Source organism: Sphingomonas hankookensis (genome assembly GCF_001619955.1).
Classification (GTDB): Bacteria; Pseudomonadota; Alphaproteobacteria; order Sphingomonadales; family Sphingomonadaceae; genus Sphingomonas; species Sphingomonas hankookensis_A.
On record NZ_LQQO01000033.1, the window covers coordinates 54,973 to 73,344 of the forward strand.

An 18,372-nucleotide genomic window follows, 5' to 3' on the forward strand; every position below is an offset into this window, starting at 1 on the left:
CCCCCCGATCCCGACCGGTCAGAACTGCTTGCGGATCGTGATCGTCTCGGTCGCGTAGCGGCTGCCCTGTCCCAGCGAACCGCTTAGCCCCAGCCCGATGCGCCAGCCATTGTCGAAGACATAGTCGGTGCCAAGCTCGACCGAGACATTGTCGCGGGTCCAGTCGTCGCCGCGAATGGCATAGGTGAACCCGCCGAGATCGGCATAATCAAGCGCCTGGACGCCGCCGTTCCTGAACTCGTGCCGCCATTCCGCCCGCAGGCGCGGGACGAAACGCCCGGTGACGAACGATCCGCGCAGGCCCAGCACGCCGGACAGCGAGGTCAGGTTGCGACGGTCGAACACCAGGTTGGCGGTGCCGACTCCGGTTTCGGTGTAGCGGTTCAGATCGGCCGACAGCAGGTCGACCCGGCCATAGGCCGACAGGGCGTGGGTATCGCGGGTCCGGTCGAAGCCGCCGGTCAGCGAACCGAAGAGCATCGTCCCGCTGCGATGGCCGCGCGCCACAGCATTGCCGCCGGTCACGGTTCGGACCGTATCGAACGCCAGCCGCCCCGCGCCGGCGACGCCGTCAAGGAACAGGCCATCGGCCGGGGCGAGGCTGCCATAGATCGCGCCCATCCAGCTGCTGCTGTCGACGCGACCCTGGTTGCGGCCGACCTCGGTCCGCTCGCCGCCATAGCCGCCGCCGACGCCCACCGTCAGCGTTTCGGACAGCTTCACGTCGGCGCCGCTGCTGAGCCCGCCGCTGGAGACGGTCAGCTTGCCACGACCACGCGTCGCATCCTGCGTACCAAGCAGGATCGCCCCGCCCGACCAGAGCGCGGTCGATCCGACCGGGCGGCCGGTTCCTTCGATCGCATCGGTCGTGTCCGCGCCTGCGGGGGCGGCACGGTCGCCCGGCAGCATCCGACCCCGTTCGCTGCGTGCGGCCGCCAGGCCGGCGACCGGCATCGTGCGGCCGTCGCCGTCGATGGCGATGATCCCCGCCGCCCGCTCGCGCCCCATCACCTCGGTCGCATGTTCCGACTTCAGCATCGCCACGTCGAGCGCGCTCGACGCCGGATCGGGATCGCGCCCGCCGAAGCTGTTGCCGCCCGCGATGCTGATCCCCATCGGCCGGGCCATGCTGCCCGCGCCGCCATTGTGCAGCTGCTCGTTGCGGCGCTGGAAATTGTCGAGCTGGGCCTGTGCGAAGCGGCGCGTCGCCTCAGCCTGCGCGGCCGAGATGCCGGTGACGGTCGCGTCCTGCGACGGGTCGGCGCGCTGGACGACGCTGATGCTGACCACGGCCGGGGCGGAGGTGCCATAGGCGTTGGTCAGCGTGTAGCGGACGGTTGCGGTGCCGCTGAACCGGCCGCGCGGGGTGATGCGCAGCTGATAGCGGCGGTCGCCGACGCTGCCGCTCTCGACCAGCGTCGCCTCGACGCCCTCGGCCGGCGTGACCGACAGGATGGCGGCGCCGACGAACGGACCGCCGATCGCGGTCCCGGTCAGGTCGACGATCTGCGTCTGGCCGTTGGCGACGCCGGCCTTGACCGCGGGCGCGATGGGGGCGCTGCCGGTCACCGTCACCGCGATGCGCGCCTCGTTCGAGGTCCCGCCGTCGCCGATCGCGACATAGCCGAAGCCGTCCTCGCCGATATAGCCCGGCTCGGGGGTGTAAGTGGCGGTGATGCGCGGGCTCGACCCGGTCGCGGCCTGCGGGCGGGCGGCAGCGACCAGACCCTGCGACGGTGGCGTGATGCGCGGGCTCGTCTCGGCCACACCCTGCTGGCCGCCGTCGATCGACACCGTGCCGTGCTGCGGCTGGGTGGTGATGCGGATCTGGCGATAGTCGCCGGTGACCAGCGCCGACAGGTCGATCGCCACCGCGCCGTTCTGCGCCGTGGTGGCGGCGCCGGTCGCGGCGGAACCCGGCCGAGCGACCGGCGGGGCGGGCAGCGCGATCTCCAGCGTATAGGCATTGGCCGCCGTGAAGGGGCCATTGCCCGACGAGCTGTCGGTCGCGGTGACGGTGACCGTATAGCGCCCGCTCTCCTGCGGCGTGCCCGCCAGCAACCCGCCCGTCGACAGCGTCACCCCGGCCGGCAGCCGCCCGGCGGTGACCGCATAAGCATAGGGCGCGGTGCCGCCGCTGGTGCTCAGTTGTTGGCTATAGGCGACATCCTCCTGGCCCGCCGGCAGCGTCGCCGGGGTGAGCGCCAGGCTCGGCTGCGCGACCGTGATGCTGACCGTCGCGGGGGCCGAGGCGCCGCCCGCATTCGACGCGGTATAGGTGAAGCTGTCGGCCCCGGCATAGCCGGCCGCCGGCGTATAGCTGATCGCGGTGCCGTTGACCGTCGCGGTGCCGTGCGCGGGCGCGGTGGCGATGGCGACACCGGTCGCCGCACCGCCGCTCACCTTCAGCGGAACCACCGTGGCCGCCGCATTGTAACCGACCGCCAGGCTGACATTGGCCGCGACCGGCACGTCGGGTGCGGCGATGACCAGGCTATAGGCCTTGGCCCCGCTATACGGCCCCGCCCCCGTCGAGCTGTCGGTCGCGGTCATGGTGAAGGCGAAGCGCCCGAACGTGCTCGGCGTTCCGCTCAGCGTGCCATCGGCCGCCAGCGTCACCCCCGCCGGCAACGCGCCGTCGGTGACCGCATAGCGATAGGGCGCGGTGCCGCCCGATGCGGTGAGCGTCTGGCTATAGGCCGCCTCATAGCGTCCATCGGGCAGGCTCGCCGGCCCGACCGCCACTCTCGCGCCCGCCACGAACAGGGTATAGCCGCGCGCGGCGGTATAAGGCCCGCCATTGCCGCTCGCCGTCGCATCCGTCGCGGTCACGGTGAAGCCATAGCTGCCACCGGCGGTCGGCGTACCGCTAAGCGTGCCGTTGGTGCCGAGCGTGACGCCCGCCGGCAGCGCACCCGCCGTCACGGCATAGCTATAGGGCGCCGTCCCACCGCTCGCGGTGAGCGCCTGACTATAGGCCGCCCCCACCGTCGCATTGGCCAATGTCGCCGGATCGAGCGCCAACGCCGGTGCCGCGATGCTGAGCGTATAGCTGCGCGTCGCGCTATACGGCCCCGAACCGGTCGAGCTGTCGATCGCGGTGATGCTGAAGGTAAAGCTCCCCGACTGCGTTGGCGTCCCCGCCAGCGTGCCGTTGCTCGCCAAGGTGACGCCCACCGGTAAGGTCCCCCCCGTCACGGCATAGCTGTAAGGCGCGGTGCCACCGATCGCCGACAGTGTCTCGCTAAAGGCCGTGCCCGACACGCCCGCCGGCAGGCTCGCCTGACTAAAGGCCACCGTCGCGGTCGCGACACTCAGCATATAGCTGCGGCTCGCCATATAAGGCCCACCATTGCCAGTCGCTGTCGCGTCGGTCGCGGTGACGGTAAAGCTATAGCTGCCGCCGGCGGTGGGCGTTCCGCTCAGCGTACCGTTGGTGCCAAGCGTCACCCCTGCCGGTAGCGCACCGGCCGTGACGGCATAGCTATAGGGCGCGGTCCCGCCGCTCGCGGTGAGCGCCTGACTATAGGCCGCCCCCACCGTCGCATTGGCCAATGTCGCCGGATCGAGCGCCAACGCCGGTGCCGCGATGCTGAGCGTATAGCTGCGCGTCGCGCTGTACGGACCCGAGCCGGTCGAGCTGTCGGTCGCGGTGATGCTGAAGGTAAAGCTGCCCGACTGCGTCGGCGTCCCCGCCAGCGTGCCGTTGCTCGCCAAGGTAACGCCCACCGGCAGTGCGCCAGCGGTGACCACATAGCTGTAAGGCGCGGTGCCACCGGTGGCAGACAGCGTCTCGCTAAAGGCCTTGCCCGACACACCCGCCGGCAAGCTCGCCTGACCAAAGGCCACCGTCGCGGTCGCGACACTCAGCGTATAGCTGCGGCTCGCCGTATAAGGCCCACCATTGCCAGTCGCTGTCGCGTCGGTCGCCGTGACGGTGAAGCTGTAGCTGCCGCCGGCGGTGGGCGTGCCGCTCAGCGTGCCGTTGGTACCAAGCGTGACGCCCGCCGGCAGCGCACCCGCCGTCACGGCATAGCTATAGGGCGCGGTCCCGCCGCTCGCGGTGAGTACCTGGCTATAGGCCGCCCCCACCGTCGCATTGGCCAGTGACGCCGGTGCCAGCGCCAGCGCAGGCGCCGCGATGCTGAGCGTGTAGCTACGCGTCGCGCTGTACGGCCCCGAACCGGTTGAACTGTCGGTTGCGGTGATGCTGAAGGTGAAGCTACCCGACTGCGTCGGCGTCCCCGAAAGCGACCCGCTGCTCGACAGCGTCACACCCGCCGGCAAGGCGCCGGCGGTCAGGGTATAGCTGTATGGCGCGGTGCCACCAGTCGCCGACGGCGTTTCGCTATACGCAGCGCCAGACGTTCCCGCCGGCAGATTGGCCGGGCTCAGCGCCACCGTCGCGACCGCGACGGTCAGCGTGTAGTTGCGTGCGGCGGTGTAGGGCCCGCCATTGGCACGCGTGGTCGCATCGGTTGCTGTAACCGTGAAGCTGTAGCTGCCACCAGCGGTCGGCGTGCCGCTCAGCGTACCGTTGGTACCAAGCGTCACGCCTGCCGGTAGCGCACCGGCCGTGACGGCATAGCTATAGGGCGCGGTCCCGCCACTCGCGGTCAGCGCCTGACTATAGGCCGCACCCACCGTCGCATTGGTGAGCGTCGTTGGGGCCAGCGTCAGCGCCGGAACTGCGATCACCAGCGTATAACTGCGCGTCGCGCTATACGGACCCGACCCTGTCGAACTGTCGGTCGCGGTGATGCTGAACGTGAAGCTGCCCGACTGCGTCGGCGTACCCGCCAGCGTGCCATTGCTCGCCAAGGTCACCCCCGTCGGCAACGCGCCTGCGGTGACCACATAGCTGTAGGGCGCGGTGCCACCGGTCGCCGACAGCGTCTCGCTATACGCCGCTCCCGACACACCCGCAGGCAAGTTCGCCGGCGACAACGCCACCGTCGCGGTCGCGACCGTCAGGGTATAGCTGCGCGCGGCCGTGTAAGGCCCGCCATTGCCGCTCGTGGTCGCGTCCGCCGCGGTGACGGTGAAGCTGTAGCTGCCACCAGCGGTCGGCGTACCGCTCAGCGTACCATTGGTGCCAAGCGTCACCCCCGCCGGCAGCGCGCCCGCCGTGACGGCATAGCTGTACGGTGCCGTTCCGCCATTCGCGGTCAGCGCCTGACTATACGCCGCACCCACCGTCGCGTTGGCCAGCGTTGACGGCGCCAGCGTCAGCGCCGGCGCGCCGATCACCAGGGTGTAGCTGCGCGTCGCGCTGTACGGCCCCGAGCCCGTCGAACTGTCGGTCGCGGTGACGCTGAAGGTGAAACTCCCCGATTGCGTCGGCGTCCCCGCCAACACACCGCTGCTCGACAGGGTCACGCCCGCCGGCAATGCGCCGGCGGTCACCGCATAGCCGTACGGCGCGATCCCGCCCGAGGTCGACAGCGTCGCGCTATACGTCACGCCCGACGTTCCCGCCGGCAGGCTCGCGGGCGAGAGCGCCAGCGTGGGGGCGGTGACGCTCAGCGTATAGGCGCGCGCGCCCGTGAAGCCCGCCGCGTTTGTCGCGGTGAGCGTGAAGGCGAAGCTGCCCCCCGCCCCCGGCGTCCCCGTCAGGCGGCCGTCGCTGGCCAGCGTGACGCCGGGGGGCAGCGCGCCCGCGGTGACCGCATAGCTGTAGCTGGTCCCGGCACCGCTGGCGGTGACGGTCTGGTCATAGGCTTGGCCGACGGTCGCGGACGGCAGGGTCGCCGGGGTCACGACGATGGCCGGCGCGGCGACGGTGATGGCGTAGAGCCCCTCGACGCCGAACGGCGTAGTTGCGCTGTCGGTCGCGCGGAGGCGGACGGTGAACGTCCCCGCCGCGCTCGGCGTGCCCGAGATCACCCCGCCGCTCGCCAGCGTCAGCCCGGGCGGCAGCGCCCCGCCGACGACGCTATAGCCGTACGGCGCGATGCCGCCGCTGGTGGTGATGGTCTGGCTGTACGCCGTCCCGCCGGTCGCGGCGGGCAGCGCGGTCGCGGTGGCCGTGTTCGCGGCGGGCGACAGCGTCAGCACCGGCGGCTGGACGCTGGTCGTATAGCTGGCCTGGCCGGCAAAGGGCGCGCCGCTGCCGCTCGCGCTGTCGGTCGCGGTGATCGTATAGGTGAAGCTCCCGGCCGCGCTCGGCGTGCCCGACAGCGTGCCGTCGCTCGCCAGCGTCAGCCCGGTGGGCAGCGCGCCCGCCGTCACCGCGAAGCCATAAGGCGCGGTGCCGCCGCTGGCGGTGAGGCGCTGGCTATAGGCGATGCCGACCTGCGGCGTGGGCAGGGTGGCGGGGCTGAGCGCGATGGTCGGCGCGCCGATGGCGATGCTCTGCTGCACCGGGGTGGCGGGGTCGAAGCTGGTGTCGCCCGCCTGGCTGGCGGTGACGACGCAGGTGCCGACCTGGTCGAAGCGCACGCTGTTGCCCGTGATCGAGCAGATGGCGCGCGAGGCGGCATCGATGGCGATCGCCGGGGTCAGCCCCGAGCTGGCGGTCGCGGCGACCAGATAGGTACCGCCGACGATCGCGCCGGCGGGCGGGGTCGAGGTGAAGCGCACGGTCTGCGCCCCCCGCCCGATCGTGATGGTGAAGGCCTGCGACTGGGCCACCGGCGGATTGCCGCCGGTCGAGTCCTCGGCGGTAACGGTGAAGGCAAACGCCCCCGCGCTGGTCGGCGTGCCCGCCAGCGTGCCGTCGGCCGCCAGCGTCAGTCCGGTGGGCAAGGCGCCCGCCGTCACCGCATAGCGATAGGGCGCGGTGCCGCCCGTCGTGCTGAGCGTGGCGGTATAGGCCGTGCCCACCGTCCCGCTCGCGGGCGGCGCGGCGATGGTCAGCGTCGGGTCACCGATCGTCACGGTCACCGTCGCGGGCGCGGAGGTGCTCACCCCGTTGCTGGCGGTGTAGGTGAAGCTGTCGGTGCCGCGCGCGCCGGCGGCCGGCGTATAGGTCAGGTTCGGCGCGGTGCCGCTGAGCGTACCCCGGGCCGGCGCGGCGGTGATCGCATAGCTCAGCGTGCGCGCGGGCGTGTTGGAATCGGTGCCCGCCAGGGTGATGCTGCGCGCGGTCTGAAACGCGGTCGACACGGCTTGCGCGCTCGCGGTCGGTGCGCCGACATAGGTGAAGCTGCCGGTCGTGGTGCCGGCGCCGGCGGCATTGGTGACCTGCACCGTCGCGGGGCCGGCGCTGCCCGCCGGGGTGATCGCCGTCAGGCTGGTCGCGCTGGCGATCGTCACGCCGGTCGCGGGCGTACCGCCGACCGTGACGGTGCTGCCGCTGGTGAAGTTGGTGCCGATGACGGTGATCGTCGTGCCGCCCGCCGTACCGCCCTCGGCCGGGGTCACGCCGCTGACCGTGGGAAGCGCGACGATGGTGAAGCTGTTGGTCGCGTTCGGCGAGACATTGCCCGCCGCGTCGGTCGCGGTGACCGACACCGTATTGGCCCCCAGCGGCAGATCGACCGCTGGCGCATAGCTGTACGTGCCGCCCGCCGTCGCGGGGGTCGTGCCGGCCGCCGCCCCGTTGATCCGGATCGTAAGGCTGGCATTGCTCTCCGCCGTGCCGGTGATCGCCGGCCGCCGGTTGGCCAGCGTCGCGCCATTGGCGGGCGCGGTGATGACCGGCGTAGCGGGCGCGACCGTGTCGATGATGAAGACATTGCTGCTCGAGGCCGGCGACGCCACCCCCGATGCCGAGGCGACCGCATAGACGCTGTGCGATCCCTGGCCCAGCGCGCTCACCACGGGGTAGCTGAAATTGCCGCCCGAAACGGTCGCGTTACCGTTAAGCGTGCCGTCGATGAAGATCTGGACGGTCGTGCCGCCCGCGGTGACGCCGGTCACGACCGGTGTCGCCGTATTGAGCGTCGATCCGTTGGCCGGGCTGGTCAGCACAGGCGCGGCCGGCGCAGGCGGCCCCGCCACGGTGATCGTCACCGTCGCGGCGCTGGAGGTCGCGAGACCGTTGGAGACGGTGAAGGTGAAGCTGTCCGCCCCGATATAATTGGCGGACGGCGTATAAGTGAGGTTGGGCAAGGTACCGCTCAGCGTGCCATGCGCCGGCGGGCTGCCGATAATAGCATAGGTCAGCGTCCGGGCCGGCGTGTTCGGGTCGCTGCCCGTCAGCGTCACGGCGGTCGCGGTGTTGAAGGTGGCGGTCACGCTCTGCGCGTTGGCGGTCGGCGCCTGGATGACGGTCAGGGTCGCGGCGCTGCTGGTCGCGCTGCCCTGGCTGTTGGTGAAGACCGCACGGTACTGGCGGCCATTGTCGCCCGCTATCGTCGCGGGGGTGGTATAGGTGGCGGCGGTCGCGCCGGCGATGTTGGTGAAGCTGGCGCCGCTGTCGCTCGACACCTGCCACTGGACGCTGGGCGACGGACTGCCCGAGGCGCCAGCGGTGAAGCTGGCCGTCGCGCCGACCGCGACCGTCTGGCCAGCCGGCTGCGTGGTCACCGCGGGCGGGTTGAGCACGACATAGCTATAGCCGTTCGCCAGCGTGGCGGTGCCGCCCGGCGTGGTGACCGCGATCGACGTCGCACCCGCGGCGCCCGCCGGGGTTACCGCCGTAATCTGCGTATCGCCGGTGACCACGAAGCTGGTCGCCGCATTGCCGCCGAAGGTCACCGCGCTCGCCCCCGTCAGCGCGGTGCCGGTGATCGTCACGCTGGTGCCACCGGCGGTCGTCCCCGAACCCGGCGTCGCACCGGTGATGGTGGGCGCCGCGATATAGCTGTATTGCGTGCCCGGGCCGGCCGCGCTCGTCACGCTGCCGGTGGTGACCTGCACGTCATAGGTGCCCGCCGCCTTGGCGGGCAGCGTCGCGCTGAGCTGGTTCGCATTGGTGTAGGTGACGCCCGTCGCGGCGGTGCCGCCGATCGACACGGTCGCGGCCGGGGTGAAATTGGTGCCGGTGATCACCACGTTGCGCGCCGTATTGGCCGGGCCGGAGGTGACGCTCAGCGCGGTCACGGTCGGCGCGGCGAAGCTGTAGCTGACGCTGCCCGTGCTCGCCTGGCCGGCGGTGGTGTCGGTCACGCCGACCGCCACGGTGCCGGCCCCCGCCGGCGTGGTCGCGGTCAGCGTCGTGGCGCTGGCATAGGTTGCCGGGACCGTCGTCGCGCCGAAGCTGGCGCTATAGCTGTTGCCGCTGACGAAGTCGGTGCCGGTGATCGTCACCGGCGTGCCACCCCCGCTCGACCCGCCGGTCGGCGAGATCGCGCTGATCGTCGGTGCGGCGACATAGCGATACTGGTTGCCCGACCCGGTCGCCGATGTGCCGCCCGGCGTGGTGACCGTCACATTGACGGTGCCCGAACCGGCGGGCGCGGTCGCGGTGATCTGCGTCGCGCTGTTGACGGTATAGCTCGACGCCGGGCTGCCGCCGAAACTGACGGCGGTCGCGTTCGTGAAGCCGGTGCCGGTCAGGGTCACGCTGTTGCCGCCTCCCGCTCCTCCCGAAGCGGGCGCGACCGCCGTCACGGCCGGTGCCGCGATATAGGTATAGCCGGTGAAGGTCGCCGAGGCGGTTCCGTTCTTGACGACGGCGATGCCGACCGTGCCCGCCGCATGCGCGGGCGCGGTGGCGACGATCTGCGTGTCCGATGCCGGCGTGACCGAGACGAGGGTGGTGTCGAACCGCACCTGATCGACGCCGGTGAAGTTGCTGCCGTTGATGGTGACCGAGGTTCCACCGGCCGCCGGCCCGGAGGTCGGCGTGATGCCCGAGATCGCGGGGGGCGGCGTGCCGACACAGGTGGCGGATACGGTGAAGGCACCGAGATCGTTGGTGCCCGCGCGTCCGATCCGGGCAAGCACCGCATTGCTCGTGGCCGTGGTGGTCACGGTCAGCGTCGCTGTGCCAACCGCATTGATGTTGGCGGACTGGTTCGTAAAAGCGCCCGTATTCGCGTTCGACACATACAGATATGCCGTAAAACCATTCGTCGATGCCAGCTGCGTCGGAGCATCGGTCCGCACGGTCATCCGAATGACCTCGCCCTCGTCGAAATCGTAAAGCGTCGGACTGAAGCCGTTGTAGCTGGCGGGAAAGGCGACCCCCGCTGCCGTATAAGCAGACGACCGGATTCCCGAGGCCGTGGCGGAAACGCCTTTGGCGCGCCCCGAAGGATTGGGTGCAGCCGTCGAACTGAAATTGGCGGAGTAGTTCAATTCGCCGTTATTGATGGCCGTGCACGCCGCGCTCTCGGCAGCCGCCGCGCAGGGCATCGCCGCGATGGCAAGCGCCGACAGGGCGATCGCCGGTCGCACGATACGACGCGAGGCGCGCGACGCGACATCCGTCTTATCCGACGCAAATTGGTCCGACGACAAAGCGACTCCCGGCGCCGTATCGACAGTGACGCCGGTCTTCACGACACGGCCGAGCGCACGAATAAACGCGCCAAACATGGTCTATAGCCCCCCGGCTTGCCCCTGAGAACATCGCCATTCGGCAATGGACGTCGCACCCGACGCCAAATTTCCGGCGGAGTCAATGTTATAGCTAAGGAATCATCGGCTTTTACAAAATAAAGGTCTCAGCATCCTGTGTGGTACATACCGGTTTCAAAAATGCTACACTTCAGAAATACAAAATTAACTGGATATTATACCAAGCAATCCTGCCTATCCTATAATACCGAATACTTACGCGATAGATCGGATATGGATTTGTGTTCCTGTCTCGCGCAGTCAACAATATCGGCGGACGCGCCAAGAAAGCACCAGCGGCGCGCGAAAGGGAGCGGATATGGAAGCTTACATCGGATACGTGATGTTCACCGCCGGCAGCTATGCCCCCTATGGCTGGTCGCTATGCCAGGGGCAGATTCTCGGCATCGCGCAATATAATGCCGTCTACGCCCTGCTGGGCAACACCTATGGCGGCAATGGCACCAGCACCTTCGGGCTGCCCCATCTGGGCGGGCGCGTTCCCGTCGGCACGGGCCAGGCGCCGGGAATCAGCCATAACTATCAGGCAGGTGAGACGGGCGGCACTGAGCAGACCACCATCCTTACCACGCAAATGCCCGCGCACGTCCACGCCGTTCCGGAGCAGCCCGGCATGGCCGTTGTCACCGACAATACCGTGGATGACAGCACCACCACCGCCAGCGCGGGTGCCCGTCTGGGCAACCTGATCGATCCCAACGTCAGCGGCGCGGCGATCTATGTTCCGGCAGGATCGGGCACCACGACGGTTAACCTGGCCGGAAACCCGGCAGGTACGACCGGCATCGCCGGTGCAAGCCAGCCCATGTCGCTGATGCAGCCCTATCTGGCGATGAATGCGGTCATCTGCCTTCAGGGCCTCTACCCCCCACGCGATTGAGCAAGCGGCCGGCATCCTGTCCCGCGGGACGGGGTGCCGGCTATTTGCCAATCAGTTGAATACCGCCTGATAGATGCGACGATCGCGCAGGGGCGGACGCTGGCTGATGAAAATGCTGTACGGCCCGCCGCGCCCGCAATCGAATTCGTAGGCAAGGTCGAGCAACACGACGTTCAGCGGCGCTTCGAAGACCAGCGAAAAGGGCTGCCGGAAGTCGAGACCGGCGGGCAGGCGCGGCGACGTCTCCACGCGGTCCAACCGCACCTCGACCGATTGCGGCAGGGTGTTCACCTTCACCGTCCTGCCGACCCACGGCAGAAAATCTTCGGGCGTCATCAAATGCATAGCGGGTCCCCTCTCCATGACCACCATCGACGATCAGGCTGAATGGGGCAAGAAGGACCGGGCAGAGATACGACCGGACAGGATCCGTTTCCGCCACGAATGCGCCACCGATACTTCCGTGATTCGCCACGCCCATGCCGGCCACTGGCGTGCACCGCCCGGCGTCGACCTGCCATCGGCGTTGCTCGCCCAACTGCTCGACCAGCAGCACCGATTGCAGGAACATCATATCGCGACGGTGCATCCGGACGCCGATCGACGCATGATCCTGTACGACGGGATGGCGGTCGGCCGGATATGCCTGGTTCGTGACGCCCGCCATTGGCTGGTCGTCGACCTCGCGCTGGTCGCCGAAGCGCAGGGCCACGGCATCGGCCGGATCGTACTGAACCGTCTGATGGACGAAGCCATTCCGGCGCGTGCCGCGATCCTGCTGGACGTAGCCCGCGACAATGTCCGGGCGCAGGCATTGTACCGTCGCGCGGGGTTCGGGCCCGTGGGGAAGGACAGTTGCACCCATTTCCGATGGATATGGCATCCGCCAGCCGCCGACTACCTGCCCCACCTCCGGTCCGATGCAACGCATCCCACGATGGCCGACCGCGGCAACCGGTAGCCGCCTAGCGCGCGTCGGCCGGCTCCGCACCGCCCTCCCGCCAGGCGTCGCGCAGCAACTCCCGCAGCCAGCCGCTGGTCGGGTCGGCGTCCCGGTCGCGTCGCCACAGCAGCGCTACCGGATAGCGCTCCATCGCCATCGGCGGGTCGAAACTGTGCAGCGGGGCGTGACGGCACAGCGCAAGCGCGGCATGCGACGGCAGCGTCGCCACCCGCGCCGATCCGAGCAGGAAGGACGGCAATGCCGCGAATTGCGTCAGCGCCGCGGCGACATGGCGCGTGCGCCCGATCGCCGCCAGTGCCTGATCGACCGCCCCCGATCGGCCGGAATAGGAGACGAGGACATGCGGCAGGCCGACATAGGCGTCGAGCGTCATCGGGTGCAGCACGTCGACCCACGCGGGATCGACCAGGCAGCGATAGCCCGATGTGCCGATTTCCAGCTGCCGGGTCGTCCGGCTGCGACGGGCGGGGCTTGCGACCATTGCCAGCTCGATCCGGCCGGATTCCAGATCGTCCTCGATGGTCTGGCGGTTGCACTGGCGGATGATGATCGACGCACGCGGCGCGGCGACCGCGACCCGGTGCAGCAGCGCCGGCCCGCAGGCGAGCATGAAGTCGTCCGACATGCCGATCGTCACCGCGCGCGCCAGCTCGGCCGGCGCGAACGCCCGCTGCGGCGACAAGGCATCGTGCATCTGCGCCAGCGCCGCTTCGAGCGATGGCGCGATCTCGATCGCTCTGGGGGTGGGCTGCATTCCGTCACGACTGCGCACGAACAGCGGATCGTCGACCATCCGCCGCAACCGGGCGAGCGATCCGCTCACCGCGGACTGGCTGAGGTTCAGGTGCGCGGCGGCACGCGACACGCTGCGTTCGCGCCAGATGGCCAGGAACGCGGTGACCAGGTTGTAATCCACCCGCGCGGTATCGTTGAGACCGATAATCTGCATCGCGATATGCGGTTTGAACGATGCGGTGGACCGCGTCAAATTGGTGCCATCATCAAAGGAGCTCAGCATGCGCCAACATCGCGTCGCCGTCGTCCAGGCCGGAACGACCCTGTTCGATACCCCCCGCACGCTGGAGCGGATGGCCGCGCATTGCGACGCCGCCAAGGGCGAAGGCGTCGAACTCGCGGTGTTTCCGGAGGCCTATATCGGCGGCTATCCCAAGGGCCTCGACTTCGGCGCCCGGGTCGGCACGCGTACGCCGCAGGGGCGCGAGGATTATCTACGCTACTGGCGCGCGGCGATCGACATGGACGGGCCGGAAGTCCGCACGATCGGCGGATTTGCGGCCGACATGAAGGCCCATCTGGTCACCGGCGTCATCGAACGCGACGGCACGACGCTCTACTGCACCGCGCTCTTCTTCGGTCCGGACGGGGCGCTGATCGGCAAGCATCGCAAGCTGATGCCGACCGCCAGCGAACGGCTGGTCTGGGGTCAGGGCGATGGATCGACCCTTCCGGTGCTGGACACGCCGGTCGGCAGGATCGGCGCGGCGATCTGCTGGGAGAATTACATGCCGCCCTTGCGGCAGGCGATGTATGCGCGCGGCATCGAGCTATGGTGTGCGCCGACCGTGGACGAACGCGATATCTGGCAGGCGTCGATGCGCCATATCGCCTATGAAGGGCGGATGTTCATGCTCAGCGCGTGCCAGTACATGACCCGCGCCGATGCGCCGGACGACTATGCTGCCTTTGCCGGCGAAGACCCGGCGACCGAGCGGATCAAGGGCGGCAGCATCATCGTGAACCCGATGGGCGAGGTCGTCGCCGGTCCGCTGCACGGTCGCGAAGGGGTGCTGGCCGCGACGGTCGACCTCGACGACGTGGTGCGCGGACGCTACGACCTCGACGTCGCCGGCCATTATTCGCGGCCGGATGTGTTCACCCTGCAGGTCGATACGACGCCCCGGTCGCAGCTTGTCGTCCGGACGGATGTGCCGGCCGCGGGCGACGACGATCCGGTCTAGGGATCATCGGTCGCCCACGCTGCCGCCCCGTTCCCGCTAAGACGCCGATCGATGCGCGGCGGCCAGCTTGCGATGCGCGTCCGCCGCGGCCGACGACCGCGCGGTGCGGGCCATCGCAAGTTCCTGTTCACATCGCGCCGCGTGATAGTCGTGACCGGCCGTCCGGGGCGGCCGCCTGGCGGTGGCGTGCAGCTTCAGCCAGTTCAGGAACAGTCCCATTCCATTGCCCTCCCGCAAAAGGACGCCGGGGCCGTGTCAGGCCCCGGCGTCTGTCTGTTCAGAACTGGAACCCGACCCCGGCATTGGCACCGCCAAATCCCCGGCTGTCATAGGTTCCGCCGACCTTCACCACTGCGCGGCCATCGGCAAAGGCGCGCGATGCGCCGAATGCGATGGCCGATTGCCCGCGATAGGTGCCGCCGCCCATCGCAATCATCGTCGCGCCCGGCTCCATCGCCTGCGGCAGCGCGGCGACTGCCATCGCGGCCGACGATCCGGCGCTCAGGTCGCGCCGCAACGTGCCCAGGTCGAACCCGATATCGGCGATCCGGCTGTCGATATAGTTCGCAGTCTGGCTGGCGACGCTTTGCAACCCGGCCTGCAACTGGCCCAGATTGACCGCATCGGTCGCCGCGGTTCCGGCCGCGACGTTGCGCAGCGCCACCGGCGTACCGGCCGCATTGCCCAGCGTTACGTTGCCCGACCCGTCATACTGAACCGAATTCGCCCCCAATGTCAGCGCCGCCTGCGCAGTCTGGTTGACGGCATAGAGCTGCCCGCCATTCACCGCCTGCGTCGAACCGGCGGCAACCGTACCGGCGGCGACATTGGCGATCGTCACCGGCGCCGCCGCATTTCCACCGGCCAGCGTGATCTGGTTCGTGCGGGCACCGGTCGCATCCCGGTCATATTGCAGGCTGTTCGACGATTGCTGCGCCACGGCGAACAACTGCCCGCCATTGACCGCGTCGGTCGATCCGGCGGCAACGCTGCCAGCTGCGACATTGTGCAGCGTGACCGCGGCAGCCGGATTGGCGCCGACCAGCGTGACATCGTTGGTCAGCGTGCCGCCGTTCGACGCGGTCGGGCTGTCCGGATTGCTGTACTGGATCGGGCTGACCGTGCTGCCCGCCAGCGAATTGGCCAGCGTCGAGATGGCGCTGGTGTTCGCGGCAACCTGCAGGTTCGTTTCGGCCAGCTGCCCGCCATTGACGGCGTCGGTGGAACCGATCGCGACGTTGCCTGCGCGGAGATTGTGCAGCCCGACCGCACCGCCGCTGGCCGACACCAGGGTTGCATCGTCGGTCAACGTACCGCCATTCGGCGTAGTCGGCGAAGCCGCATCGGCATATTTCAGCGGCTGGTTGCCGACCTGCGTCTGCAAATTGGTGATCGCCGTCGAATTGGCGTCTACCCGCGTCGTCAGATTGGTCACCGCCGACCCCGTGCCGGTCACGTTGGCCTGCAAGTCGGCGATCGCTGCCGTGTTGCCCGCGATCTGCGTCGTCTGGCCGGCGACCACGGTTTCGAGCGTCGTCGTCCGTCCGGCTAGCACGCCCACTGCCTGGTTGGTGGTGTTCAGCTGGTCCCCATTCACCGCGTCGGTTGACCCTGCGCCGACGGTCCCGCCGGCGACATTGTGGAGCGCCACCGCCCCGCCGCTGGCGCCCACCAGCGTCAGGTCGTCGGTCACCGTGCCGCCATTGGGGGTGGTCGGCGTGGCGGCGGTCGAATAGCGGACCGGGCCGAGCGATCCGTTCCCCATCTGGGCGATCGCATTGGTATTGGCGGCGACCTGGGCATTCACCGCGAACAGCTGCGCGCCGTTCACCGCCTCGGTCGAATTGGCCGACACGCTGCCGGCCGCCACGTTCGCGAGCACCGTGCCCGCACTACCGCCCAGCGTCAGCCGGTCGCGGGCGACATTGTCATACTGCACCGCGCTGGCACCGAGCGCCGCCAGTTGCGACGTGTTGGCGGTGACCTGCGTGTCGAGCGCCGCGAGCGACGCGACCGCCGCCCCCAACCGCTGGTCGGTCGCGAAGAGCTGCGACCCGTTGACCGCATCGGTCGAGGTCGCCGACAGCGCGCCGGCATCGACATTGCCGAGCCGAACCGCCGCACCGGGGGTGGTGCCGACCAGCGTGACGCCGCCGGTGCGGACCCCGGCGGCATCGACGTCGTAGCGAACCGCGTTGGCCGTCGACCCCTGCAGCGCGACGATGGTCTGGGTATTGGCGGTAACCCGGGTGTCGAGACCGCCGATCGCGGCGGTGTTCGCATCGACGCGGCCGTTGGTCGCGAACAGCTGCGCGCCGTTCACCGCCTCGGTCGACGTCGCATTCAGCGCGCCTGCCCCGACATTGGCGAGGACGGTGCCACCCGCCCCGGCCAGCGTCGCGCGTGCCCGGGTCGCGTCGTCATAGCCGATGGTGTTCGCGGCCAGTGCGGTGACCCGATCGGCTACGCCCGTAACCTGACCCACGGTCGCCGCATCGGTCGCCGCCGATCCCGCCGCGACATTGGTGATCTGCCGCAGGCCGCCCGCGGTCCCGACCGATACTTCACCGGCCGAGTTCTGCGTGCCGGTCAGCCCGATCGCGGTATAACCGGTCTGCGCCCCCCGCCCGGCAATCGACCCGGCGCCCAGCGCGACGCTGTTCGCCGCCGTCACCTGTGCATTGGTGCCAAAGGCGATGCTGCCCGTCGCACCGGCTTCGGCGCGGGCGTTGTTGCCGAAGGCGATGGCGTTGACGTCGGCGGCAAAGGACGGCGTACCGTCGAGGCCCAGGCCCGAAATCCGGTTGCCGCCGATCGACAGGCCGGCCGAGCTATCGAGGCTGATCGCATCGGCCGTCATCTGGCACTGGTCGTTCGGCCCGACGATGTTGCCGTTGGTGTCGAGCACCTGCAACGTGATCGGCGCGCCCGACGCCGCCTGGTTCAGCAGGCCGGTCGCATTGGTGTTGAGCGGCGGCAGGACGGCGCCGAGCAGCGGCAGGTTCAGGATGCCGTTCACCGTCTGCTCGATCGGCGCGGTAATCCCGGTCACCACCGGTGCGACGATATAGGTCACGACCGAGCGTGGCAGCTGGACGCCGCTACAGGCGCTGACGACGCGCGTCTGTGCGGCCGCCTGCTGCGCCGTGGCGGCGCCGATGGAGATGGTCGTGCCGAGCAGGATCTTCAGCAACCGGTTCGACCGGCCGGAACGCGCCTGGGTATGGGAAACTCGCATACATCCTCCTGTGTCACCCGACTGTTGGACTGGGTCGACGGAGGATGATCGAACGCCGGTCGCGATTCTGCTTACGGCAAGCCGTTGCGTTTCCAGCATTTTGCGGACGGAATTAACCAACGCAGGTTGATTCCGCGCACTGCGTCGGCCGCAGGTGCGGCGTTATAAGGTATAACCGACGCAATATCCGCAACTGGCGCCATCAGCAGATTACGCCTGATGCGATCACTATTGCAGCGTCCGGCAACGATCACCACGCATCGCCGCCAAGATTCTGAGTTCCCCGGAAAATATCGCAGCAACATTTTGTTTCAAACCCGTCACGGACCCGGGAATTGTCGCACGCGTTACGTGTAAAAGAGGGGAAGCAATGATCGATATACTGGGCAGCTATTGCGGTACTGCGCCTGACGCCGCGACATGGTATTGGCGGTGGAACACCGATCTGTTTCTCGTTGTTTTACTGATACTTTCGGCGGCGATGTTCACGCGCCTGCCAGCGAGGCGGCGGTCGAGCGGTATCGTCGCGACGATCGTCCTGGGGATCGCTTTCCTGTCGCCGCTATGCGCGCTGTCGGTGGCGCTGTTCTCCGCCCGGACGCTTCACCACCTGCTCCTGATCGGCGTCGCCGCCCCGCTGCTGGCCGCCGCGCTGCCTGGACGTAGCGCGCCGAGCCCGAGCATCGCGTTCGCGCTTTCCACCAGCGTGCTGTGGGCATGGCACCTGCCCGCCGCCTATGACGCCGCCCTCGCCAACAGGGCGCTGTACTGGGTGATGCAGGCCAGCCTGCTGGGCAGCGCCTGGGTCTATTGGCGGGCGGTGCGCCACGCCGCCCCGCCA

The 18,372-nt window shown here is 69.1% G+C and carries 9 protein-coding genes; 4 read left to right on the forward strand and 5 right to left on the reverse strand.

Going from position 1 to position 18,372, the window contains the following annotated elements:
• Positions 1-18 precede the first annotated feature (18 nt).
• A complete protein-coding gene (locus tag AVT10_RS18285) occupies positions 19-10,428 on the reverse strand; it encodes a putative Ig domain-containing protein (protein ID WP_066691626.1) in 10,410 nt (3,469 codons plus the stop codon).
• A 340-nt stretch (positions 10,429-10,768) separates the two neighbouring features.
• On the opposite strand from AVT10_RS18285, the gene AVT10_RS11960 reads away from it, so the two are divergent.
• A complete protein-coding gene (locus AVT10_RS11960; protein ID WP_066691628.1) occupies positions 10,769-11,350 on the forward strand; it encodes a phage tail protein in 582 nt (193 codons plus the stop codon).
• A 51-nt stretch (positions 11,351-11,401) separates the two neighbouring features.
• On the opposite strand, the gene AVT10_RS11965 is transcribed toward AVT10_RS11960, so the two are convergent.
• Complete coding sequence (locus AVT10_RS11965) at positions 11,402-11,641, reverse strand: DUF6916 family protein (RefSeq protein ID WP_232308008.1); 240 nt, start codon at positions 11,639-11,641, stop codon at positions 11,402-11,404.
• Here AVT10_RS11965 and AVT10_RS11970 point away from each other — a divergent pair.
• On the forward strand, positions 11,634-12,311 hold the full coding sequence (locus tag AVT10_RS11970) for a GNAT family N-acetyltransferase (protein ID WP_232308009.1): 678 nt from the start codon (positions 11,634-11,636) through the stop codon (positions 12,309-12,311). The two genes, AVT10_RS11965 and AVT10_RS11970, sit on opposite strands and share 8 nt — an antisense overlap.
• 4 nt (positions 12,312-12,315) lie before the next feature.
• On the opposite strand, the gene AVT10_RS11975 is transcribed toward AVT10_RS11970, so the two are convergent.
• A complete protein-coding gene (locus AVT10_RS11975) occupies positions 12,316-13,302 on the reverse strand; it encodes a LysR substrate-binding domain-containing protein (protein ID WP_198158582.1) in 987 nt (328 codons plus the stop codon).
• Between the two features lie 28 nt (positions 13,303-13,330).
• Between AVT10_RS11975 and AVT10_RS11980 the strand changes: the two genes are divergently transcribed.
• A complete protein-coding gene (locus tag AVT10_RS11980) occupies positions 13,331-14,293 on the forward strand; it encodes a carbon-nitrogen hydrolase family protein (protein WP_066691635.1) in 963 nt (320 codons plus the stop codon).
• Between the two features lie 36 nt (positions 14,294-14,329).
• Here the strand turns inward: AVT10_RS11980 and AVT10_RS11985 are convergent, their stop codons facing one another.
• Both AVT10_RS11985 and AVT10_RS11990 read right to left on the reverse strand, forming a co-directional pair.
• Positions 14,330-14,512 (reverse strand): hypothetical protein, encoded by a 183-nt coding sequence (locus AVT10_RS11985; protein WP_066691637.1) that lies wholly within the window; start codon positions 14,510-14,512, stop codon positions 14,330-14,332.
• A 58-nt stretch (positions 14,513-14,570) separates the two neighbouring features.
• The gene (locus AVT10_RS11990) at positions 14,571-17,531 is read right to left on the reverse strand and encodes a YadA family autotransporter adhesin (protein ID WP_198158583.1); all 2,961 of its coding nucleotides are present in this window, start codon (positions 17,529-17,531) and stop codon (positions 14,571-14,573) included.
• A gap of 370 nt (positions 17,532-17,901) precedes the next feature.
• On the opposite strand from AVT10_RS11990, the gene AVT10_RS11995 reads away from it, so the two are divergent.
• A partial coding sequence (locus AVT10_RS11995) for a cytochrome c oxidase assembly protein (RefSeq protein WP_198158584.1) occupies positions 17,902-18,372 on the forward strand: 471 nt, incomplete at its 3' end.

Coding starts and splice junctions, on each gene's coding strand:
- AVT10_RS11990 (WP_198158583.1), bottom strand. CDS start 17,531: ATGCGAGTTTCCCATACCCAGGCGCGTTCCGGCCGGTCGAACCGGTTG.
- AVT10_RS11980 (WP_066691635.1), top strand. CDS start 13,331: ATGCGCCAACATCGCGTCGCCGTCGTCCAGGCCGGAACGACCCTGTTC.
- AVT10_RS11985 (WP_066691637.1), bottom strand. CDS start 14,512: ATGGGACTGTTCCTGAACTGGCTGAAGCTGCACGCCACCGCCAGGCGG.
- AVT10_RS11960 (WP_066691628.1), top strand. CDS start 10,769: ATGGAAGCTTACATCGGATACGTGATGTTCACCGCCGGCAGCTATGCC.
- AVT10_RS18285 (WP_066691626.1), bottom strand. CDS start 10,428: ATGTTTGGCGCGTTTATTCGTGCGCTCGGCCGTGTCGTGAAGACCGGC.